This is a genomic window from Fibrella arboris, assembly GCF_041321095.1.
GTDB lineage: Bacteria > Bacteroidota > Bacteroidia > Cytophagales > Spirosomataceae > Fibrella > Fibrella arboris.
In genome coordinates this window covers 81,957-101,673 of record NZ_JBGGWE010000006.1, presented here as the reverse complement: position 1 = coordinate 101,673, position 19,717 = coordinate 81,957, and the positions used below count along the sequence as shown (strand labels likewise).

The following is a 19,717-nucleotide window of genomic DNA, read 5'->3' as shown; positions in this document are numbered from 1 at the left end:
CGTGATGCGCGTCACCAAGATGGCTCTGCGAAGGCACCGAATGGTGAGTTAGCAGAGCCATCTTGATTTTATACGGTCTATTATCGTGCCTACCTCAGAAACTAACGCCGCAAAAGCCCCACCAGCTTCGCAACGGATGCGCTACTGGATTGGCGCTGTTTGTGTATTTCTGGCGGCCTTTTGTTTTGCGATGAAAGGCATAATGATCAAACTGGCTTACCAGGATGGTGTCGATGCGCTGTCGTTACTGACCTTACGGATGCTGTTTTCGCTGCCCTTCTACGTAGGTACGTTACTGTGGCTGGCGCGTCGGGTGCCACATGTCCAGATGGCGCCGAAGCAGTGGGGCCTGGTGGCTCTCTTTGGTATAATGGGCTATTACGTAGCGAGTTATCTGAATTTTGTGGGGCTGGCTTACATCGACGCCAGCCTGGAGCGCGTCTTACTCTTCACGTACCCAACTTTTGTGCTGCTCTTAAACGCCTTTTTGGTGAAACGGCCTGTGGCGAGCTTGCAGTGGGTGGCATTGGCCCTTACTTATTCGGGGATCATGATCGCTTTTCTGCCCCATCTGGCCGGTAGTAATTCAGCCAAAACGATCTGGCTGGGTGCGGGCTGGGTCATACTGAGCGGCTTGGTATATGCTCTGTATTTGGTGGGCAGCGATTCGATGATTGCCCGGTTGGGCGCCCAGCGGTACACATGCTACGCCATGTTGGCAGCTACCGTACCAACTGTACTTCATAAGGCATTGGCCACAGGATTAGACTTAAGTAATTTCCCGGTTTCTGTATACATTATTGGGCTATCCATGGCCTTGGTTAATACAGTACTGCCAACTTTTTTGATCGCAGAGGGTATAAAGCGTGTAGGATCGGCAAACACCGCCCTGATCGGTAGCATCGGGCCCATATTCACAGTAATGCTGGCTTCCAGCGTTTTAGGTGAACATATCTCGGAAGGGCAAGTTATCGGGACTGTATTTGTGCTGACGGGTGTCCTCTTGATCGGCCTGAAGGGCGAAAAAAGTAAGCGTTAATATACCCTGAGTAGAAAGCTCATTTTATATCGCTCCTTTTTGCCTATACTTAGGATCAAAAGATCATTCGTTACCAAAAAGACGTCATACGACTATATTTCACGTTTACTTTTAGGTGCGTAAACAATGAATTACTACTTTCATTATCTGTTAAGATACCCAGCCTATAAACCACCGGAAGAATCATGGAAGAAGACAAGAAAATTGAGAAAGCAGCTTATGTGCTGAAAGCGGTAGCCCACCCACTCCGAATCAAGATTATTCTTATGCTTCAAGAAAATAATGAGATGAATGTATCAACGATTTATAAGAACCTAAACGCTGAACAGTCATTGATCTCCCATCATCTGATCAACATGCGTGATAAGGGAATTCTTGAGATCAGGCGTAGCGGTAAGAACATTTACTACTACCTGGTCGATAATGCGGTGGCTACTATTATCGATTGTATTTACCAGAGCAAGATCCTGGCATAAATCAAAAAGTCCCGCCAATCAGCGGGACTTTTTGTGTAGTTAGCCAAATAGCTCCCCATTCCGGGTCTGGGGGACCACACCGAGGTGAAAATAAGCTTTCTCAGTTGCTTCGCGACCACGCGACGTCCGTTTCAAAAATCCTTCCTGGATGAGGAAAGGCTCATAAACCTCCTCGATCGTTTCCGATTCCTCGCCACAAGCCGTGGCAATGGTCGATAACCCGACCGGACCTCCTTTGAACTTCTCGATGATCGTCGACAGAATGCGGTTGTCCATCTCGTCAAGGCCATGTTGATCCACTTCCAGGGCATTCAACGCGATCTCGGCAATGTCTACGTTGATAACGCCGTTGCCACGTACCTGGGCGAAATCGCGGGTACGGCGGAGCAGGTTATTGGCAATACGTGGTGTGCCGCGGCTCCGACGGGCAATCTCATAAGCCCCTTTCTCGTCGATGGGCGTAGCAAGAATGTGCGACGACCGCTGAACGATGCTGGTCAACAGCTTGGCATCGTAGTATTCGAGGCGGCTACTGATACCGAAACGAGCCCGTAAGGGTGCGGTGAGCATGCCGGCGCGCGTAGTGGCCCCAATCAGCGTGAACGGATTCAGCTTGATTTGTACCGATCGCGCGTTTGGGCCTGAATCGAGCATGATGTCGATCTTGTAGTCTTCCATGGCCGAGTACAGGTACTCTTCCACGATGGGATTGAGCCGGTGAATCTCGTCGATGAACAAAACGTCGTTTTGCTGAAGGTTCGTCAGCAGACCGGCCAGATCGCTGGGCTTGTCGAGTACGGGGCCAGAGGTCATTTTGATGTTGGCCCCCAGCTCATTGGCAATGATGTGTGAGAGGGTTGTTTTACCCAGACCGGGTGGGCCGTGTAGCAGCACATGGTCGAGGGCATCGCCGCGCATCATGGCTGCTTTTACAAATACTTCGAGGTTTTCGAGCACCTTGGCCTGGCCCGTAAAATCCTCAAACGACAACGGTCGAAGCGCGCGCTCGATTTCCTTTTCGGTCGCCGACATGCCCTCCGCTGTGCCGCTGATAATGTCCTTACGCATAGTTCATTAGCAGGTTGTTTGCTGCTGTTGTGATTCTACCAAATTTACTAAAATCGACCGAAAAGAGCAAGCCGTAAGGGTACGCGGATTTCGCGGATTGAAAGGGATGGACACGGATTTTCAGCTTTATACTGGATTGGCTCCGCACCACCCCAACAATCCGTGTCCATCCCTTTCAATCCGCGAAATCCGCGTACCAGTCAAGACCAAAGCTGATCGGGGTATGCGCCGGCATCGTGCAGGCGCTTGAACGACTTTTTCACCGTTGGTTTATCTTCCGGGTACGTTACGCCAAACCACTCTGACTGACTGCGGAATACCCGGCAGCCGCCCTCACCGGTCTGGATGAGCTGCATCATCACCGTTGGAATGTAAAACTCGGCTTTAGGGACGTCGAAATTAGCGCGGGCATAGGCGTCAAACTGGCGTTGTGTCTGCGCAAAGACACTGGGTTTAAAGCCCCAGAAATTCATCGATACCGGCGTTTGCGGGTCGAGCGGCGTAAGCCCATCTGGTTCTTCATACACGATAAGGTCATCTTTGCGGTAGATTTTGGTCCGCTCAATAACCGATGTCAGGTTATCCTGCTCATCGGTAGCACACACTCCGCGCGACACCGACCCGAACTCCGACAGGGTATTCTGTACTTCATAACCAACCATGGCGTGCAGGCTATCGTCGGTATCTGTTTCCAGAAACTGGCCCATTACCTGAAAGGCCTCTCGTCCGTAAAAATCATCGGCGTTGATGACGGCAAAAGGAGTCTGGGTGTGTTCCTTAGCACACAACATGGCGTGGCCTGTGCCCCAGGGTTTGGTACGCTGAACGGGCCCGAGGTCTTCAGGCACATACGAATACAGGGCCTGAATGGCAAAATCCACCTCTATTTTGCCGGCTAGCTTGGGCAGAAAAATAGCCTCAAAATCTGCGCGAAGCTCCTGGCGAATAATGAATACAACCTTGCCAAAACCCGCCCGAATAGCGTCGTAAAGCGAATAGTCGATAATGGTTTCGCCATTGGGGCCAAACTGATCGAGTTGTTTGATGCCTCCGTAGCGGCTACCCATGCCTGCAGCAAGGATCAGAAGAGTAGGTTTCATAAAAGGTAAAAAGGTGAAACGGCAAAAGCGTATTAATGCCATACACTTTCTACTGACAAATGTACAGACAAGCCTGTATTGGGTCTTGCAGGCGAAAATAAATTAGACCAACCTACTTACCCCAAAGCGTTGCGGGCCTGGGCTCCGGGATCGACAGGGATAGCTTCGACGCCGTACGGTTGCATTACGCCCCAGTTATTCGCCGTTAAAAAACATTTTATCCAGGCTATGTACAAAAATAGGCCGGGCGATGTTATAATTGTACGTTAAGCAATAATTGTTAAGCTAAATAAATTCATCAATAAACAGGCGAGTGGTGAGTTATGACCATAAGGCGGTTCAACGGCACCCATCGCCTACGTGCAGTATGGAAAATATGCTTGTACTGGAGCCTGCCACGGAAGCTATCGCGGATGCGCAGCCCGTTGCTGATTTTTTGCCCCTCAATGGTACCGATTATGTTGAGCTGTATGTGGGTAATGCCCGGCAGGCAGCCCATTATTTTCAGACGGCGTTCGGTTTTCAGCCATTGGCACATGCGGGCCTTTCAACGGGCCTTCGCGACCGGGAATCGTACGTGTTGGAACAAGGGAAAATTCGGCTGGTGCTAACGTCACCCCTGCATGGAGATACCGAAATCGGGCGGCATATCGATCGTCATGGGGATGGGGTCCGGGTGGTCGCTTTCTGGGTAGACGATGCCTCGCAGGCATTTCTGGAAACGACCAAACGGGGCGCAAAGCCCTTTCTACAGCCCATTCGTGAAGAAGATGGGCAGGGATTCGTGGTCAGGTCGGGTATTCACACCTATGGCGATACGGTTCATCTGTTCATTGAACGTACCCAGTATGCAGGTACGTTCCTGCCGGGTTATGAGGCCTGGCAACCGGCCTACCAGCCTGCTTCGGTGGGACTTCAGTATGTAGACCATATGGTCGGCAATGTGGGCTGGCACGAAATGAACCAGTGGGTCGATTTTTATGCCAATGTGCTTGGTTTCAGTCAGTTGGTTTCGTTTGATGATAAAGATATTTCTACGGAGTATACCGCGCTGATGAGTAAGGTGATGAGCAACGGTAATGGTCGCGTGAAGTTTCCGATCAACGAACCCGCCGAGGGCAAGAAGAAATCGCAGATCGAAGAGTATATCGACTTCTACGATGGGGCAGGTATTCAGCATATGGCTGTGGCAACAGACAATATTGTGGAAACGGTTATGGCCCTTCTCGACCGGGGCGTAGAGTTTCTGCGGGTACCCGAAACCTATTACGACGACTTGGCAGACCGCATTGGGGAAATCGATGAAGCGATCGAGACATTACGCCCGCTGGGTATTCTGGTGGACCGTGATGAAGAAGGCTACCTGCTTCAGATTTTTACGAAGCCGATTTGCCCCCGGCCAACGCTTTTTTTCGAGATCATCCAACGAAAAGGAGCCCGCTCATTCGGAAAAGGCAATTTCAAAGCCCTTTTCGAAGCCATCGAACGCGAACAGGAAGTTAGAGGAACGTTATAAAATAAAGGAGGAAAGGGTTGAAAGAGGAAAGGGTTGATAGCCAGCAGGCATAGCATTTAATTCCTCCGTTCTCCCTTTCCTCCGTTCCTCCCCCTTGCACTATGACTCAAGATTATTCTGCCTATACCCTCGACGATCAGGCCGTTTGGGGGATGCTGTTCCGGCGGCAGATGCACCGGCTGCCTGGGCGGGCGTCGCAGGCTTACATGAACGGTATTGTGGCAACGGGTTTTCCGAATGAAGCGATTCCTGATTTTGACAGAGATCTGAATCCACGGCTACTCCCGCTGACGGGCTGGCGGGTAGTGGCCGTACCGGGCCTAATTGGTAACCGCGAATTTTTTGAGTTGATGGCCAACCGCCAGTTTCCGGCTACTACCTGGCTACGTACCCGCGACCAGCTCGATTACTTACCCGAGCCTGACATGTTTCACGACACGTTTGGGCACGTACCTGTGCTGACAAATCAGCCCTTCTGCGATTTTCTGGCGGCACTAAGCCGTATCGCCCTGACCCATGTTGACCATGAAGAGGCCATTGAGATGATTGCCCGGCTGTATTGGTACACCGTTGAATTTGGCCTGATTCGCGAAAATGGGGCATTACGAATTTACGGCGGCGGCATTCTGTCATCGCCCGGCGAAACGATCTATGCCCTCGAAAGCAACGTACCCACACGAACAACTTACGACGTAGCCACGCTGTTGCAGACTCCTTACGTCATTGACCGATTTCAGGAGAAATACTTTATCATCGATTCGTATGAACAGCTCTACGAATCGGTGCCAGTCATTGATCGGGAGTTAGACCGACTGCTGATTAGCGCCTGATAGCTACGCTGTTTAGCGGCGTACCGCAGCTGGCTGGCGCCTATGGTGTATCCGTTGCTCGATTTTTGTTTGTAGAACAGAATAATAGTTCGTTTTTTTGTAGATAAACGGAATAGTATTTCGTCGATACAACCTATGACTCATCCATCCGATCAGCGTGCTTATTTTTTCAAAATCGATACAACTATCAAACGTATCCGGTATGCGCTTCAAAAACGATTTACGGATGCTGGTTATGACCTTACTGTTGACCAGTGGGTATTGATTGATCACCTGCATCGGAACCCAGGTATCAGTCAGAATCAACTGGGTGAGCTGACGACCAAAGACGCACCAACCGTAACCCGTATCATCGATCTGCTGACCAAGAAAAGCCTCGCTGAACGCCGCCTGGCCGACGTTGACCGACGCAAATTTCTGATCTACCTGACGCCTACCGGCGAACAGCTATACGAAAAACTGTTGCCGCTGGTAGTCGAGATTCGCAGGCAGGGCTGGGGACAGCTCAGCGACGAAGATTACCAGCATTTCACCCGAATCATGGACTCGATCTATCAGAATTTCAGCGGATAACATTATCACCTACTACCAACGAAAAAAGGCTTCTCCGGGTAGGAGAAGCCTTTTGTGCGAATCAGCGGGTAACGTACCTGCACTATCAATAGGCTGTTCTGTCACGCACCGACTGTGGGTCATTATAAGGAAGATCGAGCCCCTCGGTCGATTTAACCTCGCTCCGGTCGGCGTCTTCACCGATCATCTCCTGAACTTTGGTCAAGGATTCGTCTGCCGCCTGACGCGGATTCGTCATCATTTCTTCCAGCTCCTCAGGCCGTTCACCAGGCTTATAAGCGGTCGGTTCGTTCCCGTCTGCTTTATAAGGGTAGTCGGCCTCGCCGGTATCAGGTGTGCTTTCCATGCCTTCAGCCTCATCAATGCCCGTCGACATGTTGACATATTGGGTTCCGGGCACTGCTTCGCCCGGCTCAACCTGATCGGGCGTTGGTTCAACATGGTTCTGATCAACCGAGACGGTAGAGGTGCGCGTAGCAAAACCACCGAAGTTGGAGTGGCCTGGCCCAAGTGGCGCGCCCGATGAATAGTGGAACGTACCTGTCCGGGCGCCTGTTGAACCGCCACCATTGATTTCATGCGAGCGCCCTGGCTCTGAGGGCTCCGTAATCTCAGGGCGATCGGGCGATGGCGAGCCGGGCAGGTCTGGGATTTCAGGGCCGGGCGAAGGGGGTGTTGGCGGCGTTGGTGTTTCGGGCGCGGCAGGCACCGGGTTGGTCGGGTCGGGCGTACTTGGCGTCATTGGAACCATGTCGCTGGTGATCGAAAGCGAAAACGTGTTCGTCTGGTCGGCACCACTCGACTGGATACGGCTGGTTGGCGTACCGTCGTTGGCAGCAGCCGTAGTGGCGGGTTCGTTTGGCTCACTTCCCTCTTCGAGGGTGTACGTCATTTCGTCGTTCTCCGAAGCGGGTCCGTTATCTTCAACCACATACGTACCTGTCGTTTCCTGGGCGTCGTTGCTGGCGTCGGGCTTTACATCTTCGGCGCCCCGCAGCGACGCATCTGAGTTTTCGTACGTTTTTTCGGTATAGCCCTGGAGGCTCCGCTCTTCATCACTGCTATAGCGATTGCGGAGTTGTTCGTCCATCACATCATCGTCGGTATCGCCCATAGGCGTCAGCTTACCGTCGACGAGTTTGACCATATTTGTTTCGGCCTGATCGGCGCCGAACATGGTTTCGGCATTTTCATTGGAGACCAGGTTGGCTTGTTGTGAGCCATCGGAAGATGCTGAAGAGGCAGCCATAGCGTAGTTTTGTTGAGTTTATACCTGACAAAACCCCGCCTATACCGAAAGGTTTAGTCCGGTTATTCTAGGGGGCGCAACGTCAGTGGGGCCGGTATGTCCGGTGCATCTGATTTCCGGCCGTCGGTTGCCTGTTTCCGGTTTTGGTCGAATAGCCAGGGCAATAAGCGGCTGTCGGCAAAGGCTTCACGCCAGGAAAAGCGGCCTGCCCGCTCATACTCGGTAAATTGGGGAACTGCTTTCAACGTTGTCAGCCGGTTGGCAATGGCGTGCGAGAGGCCGACCGGGATGATGGGGTCGTCCTGGCTGTGAAATAACCAGACGGGCACTTTCCGGGCATATTTGTCGCAGGCAGTGCTATCGCCACCGCCACAGATTGGAACGGCTGCTGCAAACAGGCTGGGTCGCGTGGCCAGGGCTTCGAGCGCCCCGAAGCCACCCATTGAGAGCCCCACGATATACACCCGGTTTTTATCTATGTTGCCATCGGCAATCAGGCGGTCGATCAGGGCAAGCGTGGCGCGTAAGGGGGCGCTGGCCTGTTTGTCGTATTTCCCCATCTGGATTTCCTCGCCGGGATTCTTCAGAAAGCCGAAGGTCGTCCAGTTGTCGGGTTTAGGGCATTGCGGAAAGATAACATACGACTGGAAACGAATCCGATTGTCGAGGTTAGCGAACACGGCCCCGCCAGTGAGCAATTGCCGCTCGTTATCTGTTCCTTTTTCGCCCGCACCGTGTAGCACTACAATCAGTGGATATTTCACTTTTGTATCTTTTTCGAGGGGCTCCAGTATGCGGTAAGGTAAGGTATAGTCGCGCCGAAAAACGAAATTTTTCTTGAGGTAAATTGTACTGTCGGCCACAGAAAAACCAGTTATTGACTGACCTGAGGCCGATAGGGCAACCATGTGGAGCAGAAAGAACAGGCAGGTAACTAATCGTTTCATCATACTAAGCTAGACAACGAGGGATCTAAAATGTTTATGCTTTTACAGACTCTGATTTTATCGCTCTGGTGAACAGTTCAACGAGCGTAAGGGTTGCCCGTATGTTCATGACCACCAAACTACGCCAAGTTGTTACTGGCCCGGCTCTGCTGGGAATCCTGCTATCGGCTCTTCCCGTGCTGATGAGTTCGTACATCACATATTATGCCGTAATGCACGAATCCCAGATTGCCGCCTTCACTTCTGCTGAATGGGGCCTGGCAACGGTTGTGTGCAGTCTGGGCTGTGCTTTTGCGCTCATGCTACCCACACCGCTGGCCCTTATCTTCGGCTACTTCCTGAGTTGGAACGCTGTATTACCCCTGTTGATCATCAACATGGCGGCCATACTGCTGGTCAATCTGGTGGTACGGCAACTCGATCACGATCGTGTACGCCGAATGATCGAGCAAAATCCAAAGGCCGCCCATGTGCTGGAGCGTATTCGTGATCGGGAATTACTTTTTATCTTTTTTGCTAAACTGTCGCCTGCGCTCCCCTTTTCACTCACGAATATGGTCTTTTCGCTATCTGGAGCCAGCCTGCGCAATATTCTGCTGGGCGGATTTCTGGGTATGGTGCCGCGAACGTTACTAGCTATCTGGACGGGCGCACAGGCCCATCATATACGGACCCTGCTTGATAACCCCAATGAGGGCAGCCAAACGCAGATTATCGTGATTGGCCTGCTCATCGTGTCCATGGGCGGATTGATCTCCGTGCTCAGCAAAGCAATGGCGAAATGAAAAGAGTTTACTGTAAACTGTAAACAGCAAACGGTAAACTCTTTAACGCTCCTAAGCAGCGCAACTGTAAACAGCAAACAGTAAACGGTAAACTCTTTTATGGCTTCACCAGAATTTTACCCCAGCGGCCGTGCGCGTCGGCGTGTTCAACGGCTTTGGTAATCTCATCGAGCGGGTAGGTTGCTTCGACGGGCATTTTTATCTGGCCTGAAGCCAGCATGCCAATCACCTCGCCGGCCACCCGCTGCCGGGTTTTTGCGTCAACGCGACGCATCCAGTCGGTGAGCCAGAATCCTTTGACGGTTAACTCCCGGAAGATCATCAGGCCCGCGTTGAATGTCGGGTCCTGTAAGCTTAATAAGCCGTAAATCAGCATGGTGCCTCCTTTGGCCAGGCATTTCAGGGCTTCGGACGCTGTATGGCCGCCCACCGCATCGAGCACACAGGCAACACCCTGACCGCCGGTGATCTGCTTTACCCGGGCCGCCATATTATCAGTTTCCGTATTGATGATCTCGGTCAGGCCAAGGGCGGTCAGTTCGTCGTTCAGGTCATTGCGGCGAACCGTGCCGATTGTTTTGATACCGCGCTGCTGACAGAGTTGAATCGCCATTTTGCCAAAAGCCGACGCGCAGGCCGTGATCATGAGCCAGCCACCTGCCGGCACGGCCGATTCGTCTACCATGGCGAAAGCCGTGAACGGATTCACGAACAGTTGGGCCGCCACGTCGTCGGTCATTTCGTCGGGAACGGGAATCAGGGCTTTGTGGTGCGCAATCACGAAGTCGGCCCAGGCACCTACGCCCGTGAAACTCACCCGCTGGCCGGTTTGTAGCTGCACCCCTTCGCCCACGGCGTCAATCACGCCCATCCCTTCAAAACCAGCCCCTGATGGCAGCTGCGGCCGAATGCCATACAGATTCTGCACAAACATGATATCCGACGGATTGATCGGGCTGACGCCAACGCGAATCCGTACCTCACCCGGGCCTGGCTCAGGTACGTTCTGTTCAATGACCTTTAATATATCGGCAGGTTTACCGGTTTGCTCAAACTGGATGGCTTTCATGTGGTACCCGCGTGTCAGGCGGCGAAGGAGCTTAAGATTAACAGAAGAACTAGTAGTCGGGGAGTACAGTTTTCCTTTGTTCTGCAAAGGGATTGACGCGTATATTGGCCCAAAATTGCCCTAATTTATCTTAAATAGAGACTATTCCTGATTCTGACCTCACCTTTCCTATGCAAACATCTCCCTTTCTCGGCGAACTCATTGGCACGATGGTACTCATCTTATTGGGTAATGGCGTAGTGGCCAATGTGGTCCTTAAACAAACTAAAGGCGCCAACGGAGGCTGGATTGTGATCACAACGGGCTGGGCCTTCGCCGTCACGATGGGTGTTTTTGTGGCTAAGTCGTTTGGGAGCCTTGACGCCCATCTCAACCCCGCTGTGACGGTAGCTTTTGCCGTAGCGACCAATGATTATAGCCACCTTGTTCCGTTCATTTCGGCGCAGATGCTCGGGGCTTTCCTGGGGGCTGTGCTGGTCTGGCTGTTTTACCTGCCGCATTGGCGTGTTACAGAAGATCCGTTCGACAAACTAGCCGTTTTCAGCACCGGTCCGGCCATTCGACAAAAAGGCTCAAACCTGTTGAGCGAACTGATCTGTACGCTGGTTTTGATTCTGGGGTTAGCCGGTATTTCGTCGAAAGCATTGGGTGTGCTGGCCATCGGTGTCGGGCCGTATTTGGTTGGGGTGCTGGTATGGAGCATCGGCCTGTCGCTGGGCGGCACAACGGGTTATGCCATGAGTCCCGCGCGCGATTTGAGTCCGCGCATCGCCCACGCGCTGCTGCCGATTCCCGGTAAAGGCGCATCTGATTGGGGCTACGCCTGGGTCCCGGTAGTTGGTCCGTTGCTTGGTGCTGCTATCGGCGGGTTCCTCATTCGGCTGTTTGCGTTGTAGAAGCAGGTATTCGGTACAGCAAAGCCGTACCTTTACACTCATGGCTTTTATCCAGACAGACACCTACACATTACATAGCTACGAGTGCGACGCCACCGGCCGGATAAGCATTCCCGCGCTGATGAACCTGATGCAGGAGTCGGCCAATCGAAATGCCGACGACTATGGGATTGGTAGCGCTACGCTTCAGGCGCAGGGCCTTGGCTGGATGCTCATGCGCTTTGGCCTGACTATGCACGTATACCCGCGCACGGGGCAGGTAATCAACGTAGTAACGTACCCAACTTTCGTTGAGAAGTTTTTTGTCTACCGCGATTTCCGGGTGATGGCCGAAGAGGGTACGTTGCTTGCCGAAGCCAGTAGCACCTGGTTGGTATTCGATACGGCTAAGCGCGGCATTATTCCCGTGCCCGGCTTTATTCGGGCGCTGTCTCCGCCCGATATGGCCGATGTCTCGCCCAAACTGCCCTTAAAGCCAGCTTATCAGACACTTGATTTTACAGACATACCCACCGATCAGGTCACGGTTGGCTGGTTCGATATCGACGCCAATCAGCACGTAAACAACGTTGTCTACATTCGCTGGCTCCTCGAACAACTGACCGACACGATTCTGCAAACGCAGGAAATGGCCGAATTAGACGTGGTCTATAAAACCGAGACCCATTGGCGCGAGCAAATTGACGTGCAACACCTAGCAACGGAGCCAGGTACGTTCGTTCACCGCCTGACTCATGCCGAAACGGGCAAAGAGGTACTGCTCGCACAGACTATATGGCGATAGATCGATGATCAGCTCTGCGTTAAGGCTGGGTACGTTGCCCGTACTGGTCGGTGCATACCGTCAACAGTTTATCGGGCACTTGCCCTGCCCTTCACATTGACGGGGAAGAGGTCGACGATGGCCCACAGGACCGATCGCAAGTGTAAAAGCTAAAAGAGTTGCTGCAACCACCACGGGCCAACGCCTGTGAGACGTGTCGGCAGCCATACACGGATCAATAGCATTGGATATGGGTAAACACAAGCTGGCTTTCACCTTTCACATCGATGCCATACATAGCCTGGTGGCTGATCGACGCGCCGTTCGTGCAGCACCTGAACGCGTTTTCAAACCTGAATCTACGCTTCCAATGGGGCAATGAAGAAGCAAAATTAGTCACGTTCGCCTTTGCCAGCGTGCGTTTAGCCAGGCAATACAGGCCCCGGAATGTGTGGCGTCAGTAGAATTTAGGCAACTTTACAGGTTTATTTCACAACAGACATTCGGCATCACGGCGTTGTGATGTTACGGGTATTCTCGGTCAATTAAACGGACGAATTCTCAACAGATATGGCTAAGTCAAAACGCTTTACGTTAGCAGTTGCCTCATTCGTAGTGCTGTCAGTGATGATGGTAAGCTTTCAAAAGATCTCCGGTGCCAAGCCCGTTTTTTCGCTGGACGATTACAAAGTAGAAGACGGGTTTACGCTGACATTGATTGCTTCCGAGTCGTTGCTGAAAGCCCCCGTCAGTATGGACTTTGACAACAAAGGCCGGATGTGGGTAGTGGAAATGATCGGCTATATGCCCAATCTGGAAGGCATCGGCGAGGAGGAACCTACTGGCCGGATTTCCATTCTGGAAGACCTGAACAAAGACGGTGTGGCCGATCGGGCCAAGGTATTCCTGGACAAACTCGTGTTGCCGAGGGCGCTGGCGCATGTGTATGGCGGACTGCTGTATGTGGATGGCCCCAAACTCTGGTTTGTCGAGATCGATAACGACAAGCCCGGCAAAAAAACACTGGTTGACCCGGTCTATGCCGAAGGCGGCAACGTGGAACACACGTCGAACGGGTTGATGATGAACATTGATAACTGGATTTACAATGCCAATTATAATTTCAGGTATCAGCTAAAAAATGGCAAATGGCTGAAAGAGGTTACGTCAGACCGGGGCCAGTGGGGCATCACAAAGGATAATTTTGGCCGCCTTTATTATAACAACAACTCCACCACGTTGCAGGGCGACTTTGTGCTGCCCAACAAAGTGATTCGGAACAAATACTTTAAACCGGTTAACGCAGAGCAGAAACGGCTGGCCAGCAACCGGGTTTATCCCCTCCATCAAACGTCTGTCAATCGCGGGTATCAGACGGGTGTGCTGGATGAAAAAGGGTTACTGAAAGAAGTGACGGCGGCCTGCGGACCGCTGGTATATCGGGGTGGTGCTTTTCCGGAAGGCTACGATCAGAACGTGTTTGTTTGCGTTCCCGAAGCCAATCTGATCAAGCGTACTATTCTGAGCGTCAAGGGAATTCAAACAACGGCCAGTCAGGCAACGGAAGGCAGGGAGTTTATTGCGTCGACCGATGAGGGTTTCCGGCCGGTAAACCTGTTCAACGGGCCAGATGGGGCCATGTATGTGGTTGATATGCACCGGGGTATCATTCAGCACAAAGCCTATATTTCGCAATACCTGACCGAGCAGTTGGCCAGTAAACAACTGGATACGCTTCAAAATGCGGGCCGTATCCTGAAAATTACGAGCAACGCAACGAAGCTCAATCCAGTACCCGATTTGTCGAAGGCGACGACTGCTCAACTGGTGGCGCTGCTCAGCAGTCCCAATGGCTGGTTGAGAGACCGGGCGCAACAGGTATTGATCCAAAAGAAAGACCGTACGGTTGTCAGTCAACTGGTTACGCTGGCTAAATCGGGCAACGAGTTGTCCACGGCGATTCACGCGCTGTATGTGCTCGACGGACTGAACGCGCTTACGTTTGACAACCTAAGTGCCCTGATCAGGCAGTCGAAACAGCCCGAAACCATTGCGCATGCCCTGGGTCTTCTGGAGCGATTTGCCGCCCCGCAACGGGTGGCCAGCATGAAGGCCATCAGCACGGAATTGCTGGCTCGAAACGACGAAACGATTGACCTCTATTTGTCAATGGCGTTGAACCCGTGGCTTAAGGTATCAGACGCCACGTTCCTGCCTATGCTATCGGAAATAGACAAAAAATATGCGACGGAGCAGGTCGTGCAGGAGGCGCTGACCAGCGGCCTCGATGGGAAAGAAGCCGTGTATCTGGCGTCGATGCATCCGAGCGATCTGCTGAAAAGTAACCTCACGCTGACCATCAACAACCGGCAGAAAAAGCAGTTGAACTCCATTTATGTGGCCGAAGTGAATGAGGTCGATAATCGGACAAAAGGCCTGAAACTGTTCCGAAGCATATGCGCGACCTGCCACGGTGCCGATGGCAAAGGCATTCAGGACCTGGCCCCACCGCTGAAAGGCTCCGAATACATCGACGGATCGATGAAGCGGCTGGCATCCATCATTCTGCACGGCGTCAGCGGGCCAATTCATGTGAACGGAAAATTGTATCAGTTGACTAACGAAATGCCAGCCCTCCTCAACAATAAAGACATTAGCGATCAGGACATTGCGGACATTATTCAATACACCCAAAATGCCCTTGCCAAAGAAGGGAAGCGGATTTCGGCCGCCGACGTCAAAAAGATGAGAGAGCGGAAACCGGCCGGCAGTGGTGTGTTGACCGAAAAGCAATTGCTCGACGATGATTTTGAAAAATGAGTAGATAGCGGCGTTCGGAAGCATCACTCCTGAGAAGACATATGTTTCCCCAGTTGTATGCAATCCCACCCGCTCTACCGGTTCCTGATTCGTTCATTCCTGCTGACGCTGGGCATGCTGGCCATCTGGTGGGGGCTCGATTCGTTTTTTAACGGGTCGGTTTGGGAAGGCATGGTCATCAGCAAATCGGCGCTGGTGGTTGAATACTGCGAATTCAACAATGTAGCCCAGTTCTTCCACCAGCGAATGAATACGTATTCCAACCTGGCGTATTTCTTCTTCGGCGTGCTGATCCTGCAAATTGCCTACGACGATTACAAAAACGAAGGCATCAGGCGCCAGAACCGGCTTGAATCGTTCCCGATGCTCTCGGCCCTGATGGGTATCTGCTTTGTCTATCTAGGTTTCGGCAGTGCCTTTTTCCACGCCTCACTGACGTGGGTGGGCCAGCGGGTCGACATGAACGGGACGTACGGCATCACGCTGGTGCTGGTCAGCATTGGCCTGTATCACGTCCTGCACAAGATCCGGTTTATGCCCCTTGCCAAAGCCATCTGGGCGGGGTTGCTGGTGGTGCTGATTGTCCTGTTTCTGGAAATCGCCCTGCTGATTCCAAGCTCCCGGTTGCTCCCCGGCCTGATTCTGGCGTTGCTGGTTTCCATTGCCATCAACTACATCCAGTTCAGAAAGAAACGGTCTGGTTTACTGGCCATTGCCAGTTTGCTCTTGCTGGTTGTTGCCGTTCGGTTCCGTACGCTGGATGTGCAGAAAATTGGCTGCGATCCGCATTCACTCATTCAGGGCCATTCCATCTGGCATTTACTAACCGCGCTGAGTAGTGTTTGTAGTTATTCGTTCTTTCGGTTTGCAAAACAGTAGCCTAAATCCTGTTCTCATGAAACGTTTACGATTGATCGGTTTTTCACTGGCCCTGTCGGCATTCATTTACGCCTGTAAAGTGCAGATGGCAACAAACACACCTGCCAATACCAGCCCGGCGACGGTAGCGGCGGCTACTGTTGTTGATAAGGATACCGCACTGCCCCTTGCTCCATTTTCCATCACGCCCTTAACGCCGGAGCAGAGCCAGCGAGCCTTTGTGCTGCCAGCGGGCTACCATATGGAGCTGGTCGCCAGCGAACCGATGATCACCGAACCGGTAGCTATTGCCTGGGACGGTAACGCCCGTATGTATGTAGCCCAGATGGAAACCTACACGCAGGACGCCGACGGCACCGGAACCAAGGACAAAAAAAGCCGGGTGATGCTGCTGGAAGACACCAACAACGACGGAAAAATGGACAAAAGTAGCGTCTTCATCAAAGACCTGATGCTGCCGCGCATGATCCTGTGTGTCAACCACGAACTACTTGTCAACGAGACCGATACGTACGATATTTTCAGCTACAAAGACACCAACGGTGATGGCGTTGCCGATGAAAAGAAGGCGGTCTACGTGTTGGGGAAAGTAGCACCCGGCAACCTCGAACACCAGCGTAGCGGCCTGGACTGGAACCTCGATAACTACATCTACCAGACGGTTGACCCCATCCGGTTCAGGTACGTTGGCGGCGTGCTCAAACCCGATTCGCTGCACAGCGGCTCGAACGGGCAGTGGGGCCTGACACACGATAATTACGGTCGGTTGTATTTCAGCCGGGGCGGGGGCGAGAATGCGGGTTCCGGCTTTCAGATCAACCCGAAGTACGGGGCGCTGGAGTTTGCCGATGCGTATAGCGAAGAGAAGTTCAGCCCCGTCTGGTCGCGCATTTCCAACCCTGAGGTGCAGGGCGGCGCCCCCCGGCTACGGCCCGACAGCACGCTGAATCACTTCACGTCGGGCAATGGTCAGTCTATTTTCCGGGGCGACCGCCTGCCCGCCGATCTGGTGGGCGATTACCTGATCAACGAACCCGTCGCGCGCATTATCCGCCGGGCCAAGGTGATCAATCGGGAGGGGAAGACGTACCTGGAAAACGTGTACAATCACAGGGAATTCATTGCCAGCACCGACTTCTTCTTCCGGCCCGTCAACACGTACACCGGGCCCGATGGCCTGCTGTATGTCATCGACATGAACCGGGGGGTCATTCAGGAGTCGAACTGGACGAAGAAAGGGACATTCCTGCGGGGTAAAATTGACCAGTACGGCCTTGACAAAATCAACCAGCGCGGCCGTATCTGGCGACTGGTACACGACAGCTACAAACCCGGCCCTAAACCCAACATGCTCGACGTGCCCGCAGGTACGTTGGTCGGCTACCTGGATCATCCGAACGGCTGGTGGCGCGACAACGCGCAGAAGCAACTCGTTATTCTGGGCGATAAATCGGTCGTACCCGCCCTGAAGCAGATGGCAACCGGCCAGAAAGGCGCTTCGGCCTTGGGTCGACTACACGCGTTATGGACGCTCGAAGGGCTTGATGAAATCAACAAAGATATCGTGTATGCCGCGATGAGCGATACCGATCCGCAAGTGAGACGGGCAGGTATCTGGATCAGCGAGCGCTACGTGAAACAGGATGATAGCGAGGTGATTGCCCGTTTAGGCAAGCTGGCCGATGACCCAAATTTCGACGTAAAAACGCAACTTCTCTTGTCACTAGGGTCGAGCAAACACGTGCTGGCCAAACAGATCACGCAGGACTTGCTGACCAAAAATGCGACAAATCAGATGCTGGCGCGGGTCAAAACCAGTATTGATAAAAACGAAGACGCGAAAGTGTACGGCATGAAATTGGGCGGTTTCACGCCAGCCGAACGAAAGCTGATCGTCAGTGGCGGTGAGATTTACAAGGGCATGTGCTCACCCTGTCATGGTGGGGATGGCAACGGATTGCCCACCAATGCGGCCCCGGCCCTGCGCGGTGCCAAACACGTCAATAACGACAAGGAATACGCCATCAGAATCCTGCTGCATGGCCTGAAAGGACCAATTGACGGGAAAACGTACCCCAGCGAAATGGCGTCGATGAAAGAAAACTCCGACGAATGGATTGCCTCGGTATTGAGCTACGTCCGTTACGAATTTGTAGGTACGTCGCTACGGGCCGGAAAAGGCCGACAGTCGGCGGTGATTCTGCCACAGGATATCAAAGCCGTCAGAGAATCGTACGCCGCCGCACGGGACCCCTGGACGATCGACGAGCTGGAAAAGCAGTTGATGCCAGCCACCACCATGAAATAACCTCAGAAGCCGCTAGTAAAGCCTTATAACCATGAATAAAGAGCAAGCTATTAGTCGTCGTGATTTCGTCGAAAAAACAGCCGCTGCTGTGGCTGGCTTCATGATTGTTCCCCGTTTCGTGCTGGGTGGTAAACGCCCTGATGGTACAAAATACCTGGCCCCTAGTGATATCATTTCGCTGGGGTTCATCGGCACGGGTAAACAGGCGAAAAGCCTAAGCACATCTTTCCTCGGTACCAATGAAGCGCGCATCATGGCCATCAGTGAGGTCTACAAAGCCAAAGCGGGCGCCTTTCTGGATCGGGTCAAAGCGCATTACGAGAAGAACACGCAACTTGGAGCCTATGCCGACATTCCGGTTTATACGGACTTCCGGCAATTACTGGCTCGCAAAGATATCGACGCGGTAGTCATTGCCGCCCCCGACCATTGGCATGCGGCTATGGCAGTCCGGGCGGCGCAGGCGGGAAAAGATATTTACTGCGAAAAGCCGCTGTCGTTGACCGTGAAAGAAGGTCGGGCCATGGTTGAGGCGACCCGCAAGCATGATCGCGTGTTTCAGACGGGCAGCATGCAGCGTTCGTGGCCCGAGTTCCGGCAAACGGCTGAGCTGGTTCGGAATGGCTACATCGGTCAAATCAAGCACATCAAGGTCAACGTGGGACCGCCGCCAGTAGCGTATAACCTGCCCGGCGAGGTTGTTCCCGAAGGGCTGGACTGGGATACCTGGCTTGGTCCGAATACACCTGTCGTGTTCAATTCAGAATTGGCCCCACCGCTCTCGAAAGACGTATTCCCGAACTGGCGCAATTACCGGGAGTTTGGCGGCGGCATGGTGACCGACTGGGGCGCGCACATGTTCGACATCGTGCAGTGGGCGCTGGATATGGACAATAGCGGCCCCGTTGAAGTGATCGCTCCCGACGGGAAAGAGCACCCGTTCCTGACGTACAAATATGACAACGGTATCACGATGACCCACGAAAAATGGGACTGGAGCAACGCAATCCACTTTATCGGATCGGAAGGCGAAATCAGGGTGCAGCGCCGGAAGCTGGAAACTACGCCCGCTTCATTGGCTACGAAGGTGATTGGTGAAACCCAGAAGCATGTCTATAAAAGCGATAACCATTACAAAGACTTTCTGGACGCCATGCGAACCCGCAACAAACCCATTTGCGACGTTGAAGTGGGCCACCGCACGGCTTCGGTCTGTAATATCGGCAATATCGCGTACCGGCTGAATCGCTCGCTGCACTGGAATCCAAAGAAGGAGCAGTTTAAGAATGATGCCGATGCCAACGCACTCCTTGGCCGCCCCATGAACAACGAGTGGGGGATCAAAATATAAACATGCGTGAATGGATTGGGTCGATGAGCAAGTTGCTTCGCGAGTGGT

18 protein-coding genes are annotated in these 19,717 nt (G+C 52.9%); 13 read left to right on the top strand and 5 right to left on the bottom strand.

Annotation, left to right across the window (positions count from 1 at the left end; genetic code table 11):
* Positions 1–85: 85 nt before the first annotated feature.
* Together ACAW75_RS12465 and ACAW75_RS12460 are read left to right on the top strand one after the other, a co-directional pair.
* Complete coding sequence (locus ACAW75_RS12465) at positions 86–1,039, top strand: DMT family transporter (RefSeq protein WP_370729058.1); 954 nt, start codon at positions 86–88, stop codon at positions 1,037–1,039.
* Positions 1,040–1,224: 185 nt separating this feature from the next.
* Positions 1,225–1,515, top strand: a complete 291-nt coding sequence (locus ACAW75_RS12460) for an ArsR/SmtB family transcription factor (protein ID WP_370729057.1) — start codon at positions 1,225–1,227, stop codon at positions 1,513–1,515.
* Positions 1,516–1,554: 39 nt separating this feature from the next.
* On the opposite strand, the gene ruvB is transcribed toward ACAW75_RS12460, so the two are convergent.
* Together ruvB and ACAW75_RS12450 are read right to left on the bottom strand one after the other, a co-directional pair.
* Positions 1,555–2,583: a Holliday junction branch migration DNA helicase RuvB gene (gene ruvB, locus ACAW75_RS12455; protein ID WP_370729056.1), complete on the bottom strand. Its 1,029-nt coding sequence runs from the start codon at positions 2,581–2,583 to the stop codon at positions 1,555–1,557.
* Positions 2,584–2,783: 200 nt separating this feature from the next.
* On the bottom strand, positions 2,784–3,683 hold the full coding sequence (locus tag ACAW75_RS12450) for a nucleotidyltransferase family protein (RefSeq protein ID WP_370729055.1): 900 nt from the start codon (positions 3,681–3,683) through the stop codon (positions 2,784–2,786).
* Positions 3,684–4,059: 376 nt separating this feature from the next.
* Here ACAW75_RS12450 and hppD point away from each other — a divergent pair, with 376 nt between their 5' ends.
* The 3 genes from hppD to ACAW75_RS12435 all read left to right on the top strand — a co-directional run bounded on the left by hppD (position 4,060) and on the right by ACAW75_RS12435 (position 6,602).
* A complete protein-coding gene (gene hppD / locus ACAW75_RS12445) occupies positions 4,060–5,199 on the top strand; it encodes a 4-hydroxyphenylpyruvate dioxygenase (RefSeq protein WP_370729293.1) in 1,140 nt (379 codons plus the stop codon).
* Between the two features lie 59 nt (positions 5,200–5,258).
* Positions 5,259–6,029, top strand: a complete 771-nt coding sequence (phhA, locus tag ACAW75_RS12440; protein ID WP_370729292.1) for a phenylalanine 4-monooxygenase — start codon at positions 5,259–5,261, stop codon at positions 6,027–6,029.
* 135 nt (positions 6,030–6,164) lie between these two features.
* Entirely contained in the window at positions 6,165–6,602 is a 438-nt protein-coding gene (locus ACAW75_RS12435) for a MarR family winged helix-turn-helix transcriptional regulator (RefSeq protein ID WP_370729054.1), read from the top strand.
* A gap of 85 nt (positions 6,603–6,687) precedes the next feature.
* Here ACAW75_RS12435 and ACAW75_RS12430 read toward each other — a convergent pair whose 3' ends face one another.
* Together ACAW75_RS12430 and ACAW75_RS12425 are read right to left on the bottom strand one after the other, a co-directional pair.
* Positions 6,688–7,851: a hypothetical protein gene (locus tag ACAW75_RS12430; protein WP_370729053.1), complete on the bottom strand. Its 1,164-nt coding sequence runs from the start codon at positions 7,849–7,851 to the stop codon at positions 6,688–6,690.
* Between the two features lie 62 nt (positions 7,852–7,913).
* Positions 7,914–8,801, bottom strand: a complete 888-nt coding sequence (locus tag ACAW75_RS12425; RefSeq protein ID WP_370729052.1) for a carboxylesterase family protein — start codon at positions 8,799–8,801, stop codon at positions 7,914–7,916.
* Between the two features lie 104 nt (positions 8,802–8,905).
* Here ACAW75_RS12425 and ACAW75_RS12420 point away from each other — a divergent pair, with 104 nt between their 5' ends.
* Positions 8,906–9,583 carry a TVP38/TMEM64 family protein gene (locus ACAW75_RS12420; protein ID WP_370729051.1) on the top strand — a complete coding sequence of 226 codons (678 nt, stop codon included), beginning with the start codon at positions 8,906–8,908 and terminating at the stop codon, positions 9,581–9,583.
* Positions 9,584–9,680: 97 nt separating this feature from the next.
* Here ACAW75_RS12420 and ACAW75_RS12415 read toward each other — a convergent pair whose 3' ends face one another.
* Complete coding sequence (locus ACAW75_RS12415; protein ID WP_370729050.1) at positions 9,681–10,652, bottom strand: zinc-dependent alcohol dehydrogenase family protein; 972 nt, start codon at positions 10,650–10,652, stop codon at positions 9,681–9,683.
* Positions 10,653–10,822: 170 nt separating this feature from the next.
* On the opposite strand from ACAW75_RS12415, the gene ACAW75_RS12410 reads away from it, so the two are divergent.
* From ACAW75_RS12410 to ACAW75_RS12380, 7 genes are all read left to right on the top strand, one after another.
* Complete coding sequence (locus ACAW75_RS12410; RefSeq protein ID WP_370729049.1) at positions 10,823–11,548, top strand: MIP/aquaporin family protein; 726 nt, start codon at positions 10,823–10,825, stop codon at positions 11,546–11,548.
* A 40-nt stretch (positions 11,549–11,588) separates the two neighbouring features.
* Entirely contained in the window at positions 11,589–12,332 is a 744-nt protein-coding gene (locus ACAW75_RS12405; protein ID WP_370729048.1) for an acyl-[acyl-carrier-protein] thioesterase, read from the top strand.
* A 266-nt stretch (positions 12,333–12,598) separates the two neighbouring features.
* The gene (locus ACAW75_RS12400; RefSeq protein WP_370729047.1) at positions 12,599–12,775 is read left to right on the top strand and encodes a hypothetical protein; all 177 of its coding nucleotides are present in this window, start codon (positions 12,599–12,601) and stop codon (positions 12,773–12,775) included.
* Positions 12,776–12,881: 106 nt separating this feature from the next.
* Positions 12,882–15,131, top strand: coding sequence for a DUF7133 domain-containing protein (locus tag ACAW75_RS12395; RefSeq protein WP_370729046.1), 2,250 nt, complete (start codon positions 12,882–12,884; stop codon positions 15,129–15,131).
* Between the two features lie 57 nt (positions 15,132–15,188).
* Complete coding sequence (locus ACAW75_RS12390) at positions 15,189–16,010, top strand: ceramidase domain-containing protein (protein ID WP_370729045.1); 822 nt, start codon at positions 15,189–15,191, stop codon at positions 16,008–16,010.
* A 16-nt stretch (positions 16,011–16,026) separates the two neighbouring features.
* Complete coding sequence (locus ACAW75_RS12385) at positions 16,027–18,318, top strand: DUF7133 domain-containing protein (RefSeq protein ID WP_370729044.1); 2,292 nt, start codon at positions 16,027–16,029, stop codon at positions 18,316–18,318.
* A 31-nt stretch (positions 18,319–18,349) separates the two neighbouring features.
* The gene (locus ACAW75_RS12380; protein WP_370729043.1) at positions 18,350–19,669 is read left to right on the top strand and encodes a Gfo/Idh/MocA family protein; all 1,320 of its coding nucleotides are present in this window, start codon (positions 18,350–18,352) and stop codon (positions 19,667–19,669) included.
* Positions 19,670–19,717: the final 48 nt, after the last annotated feature.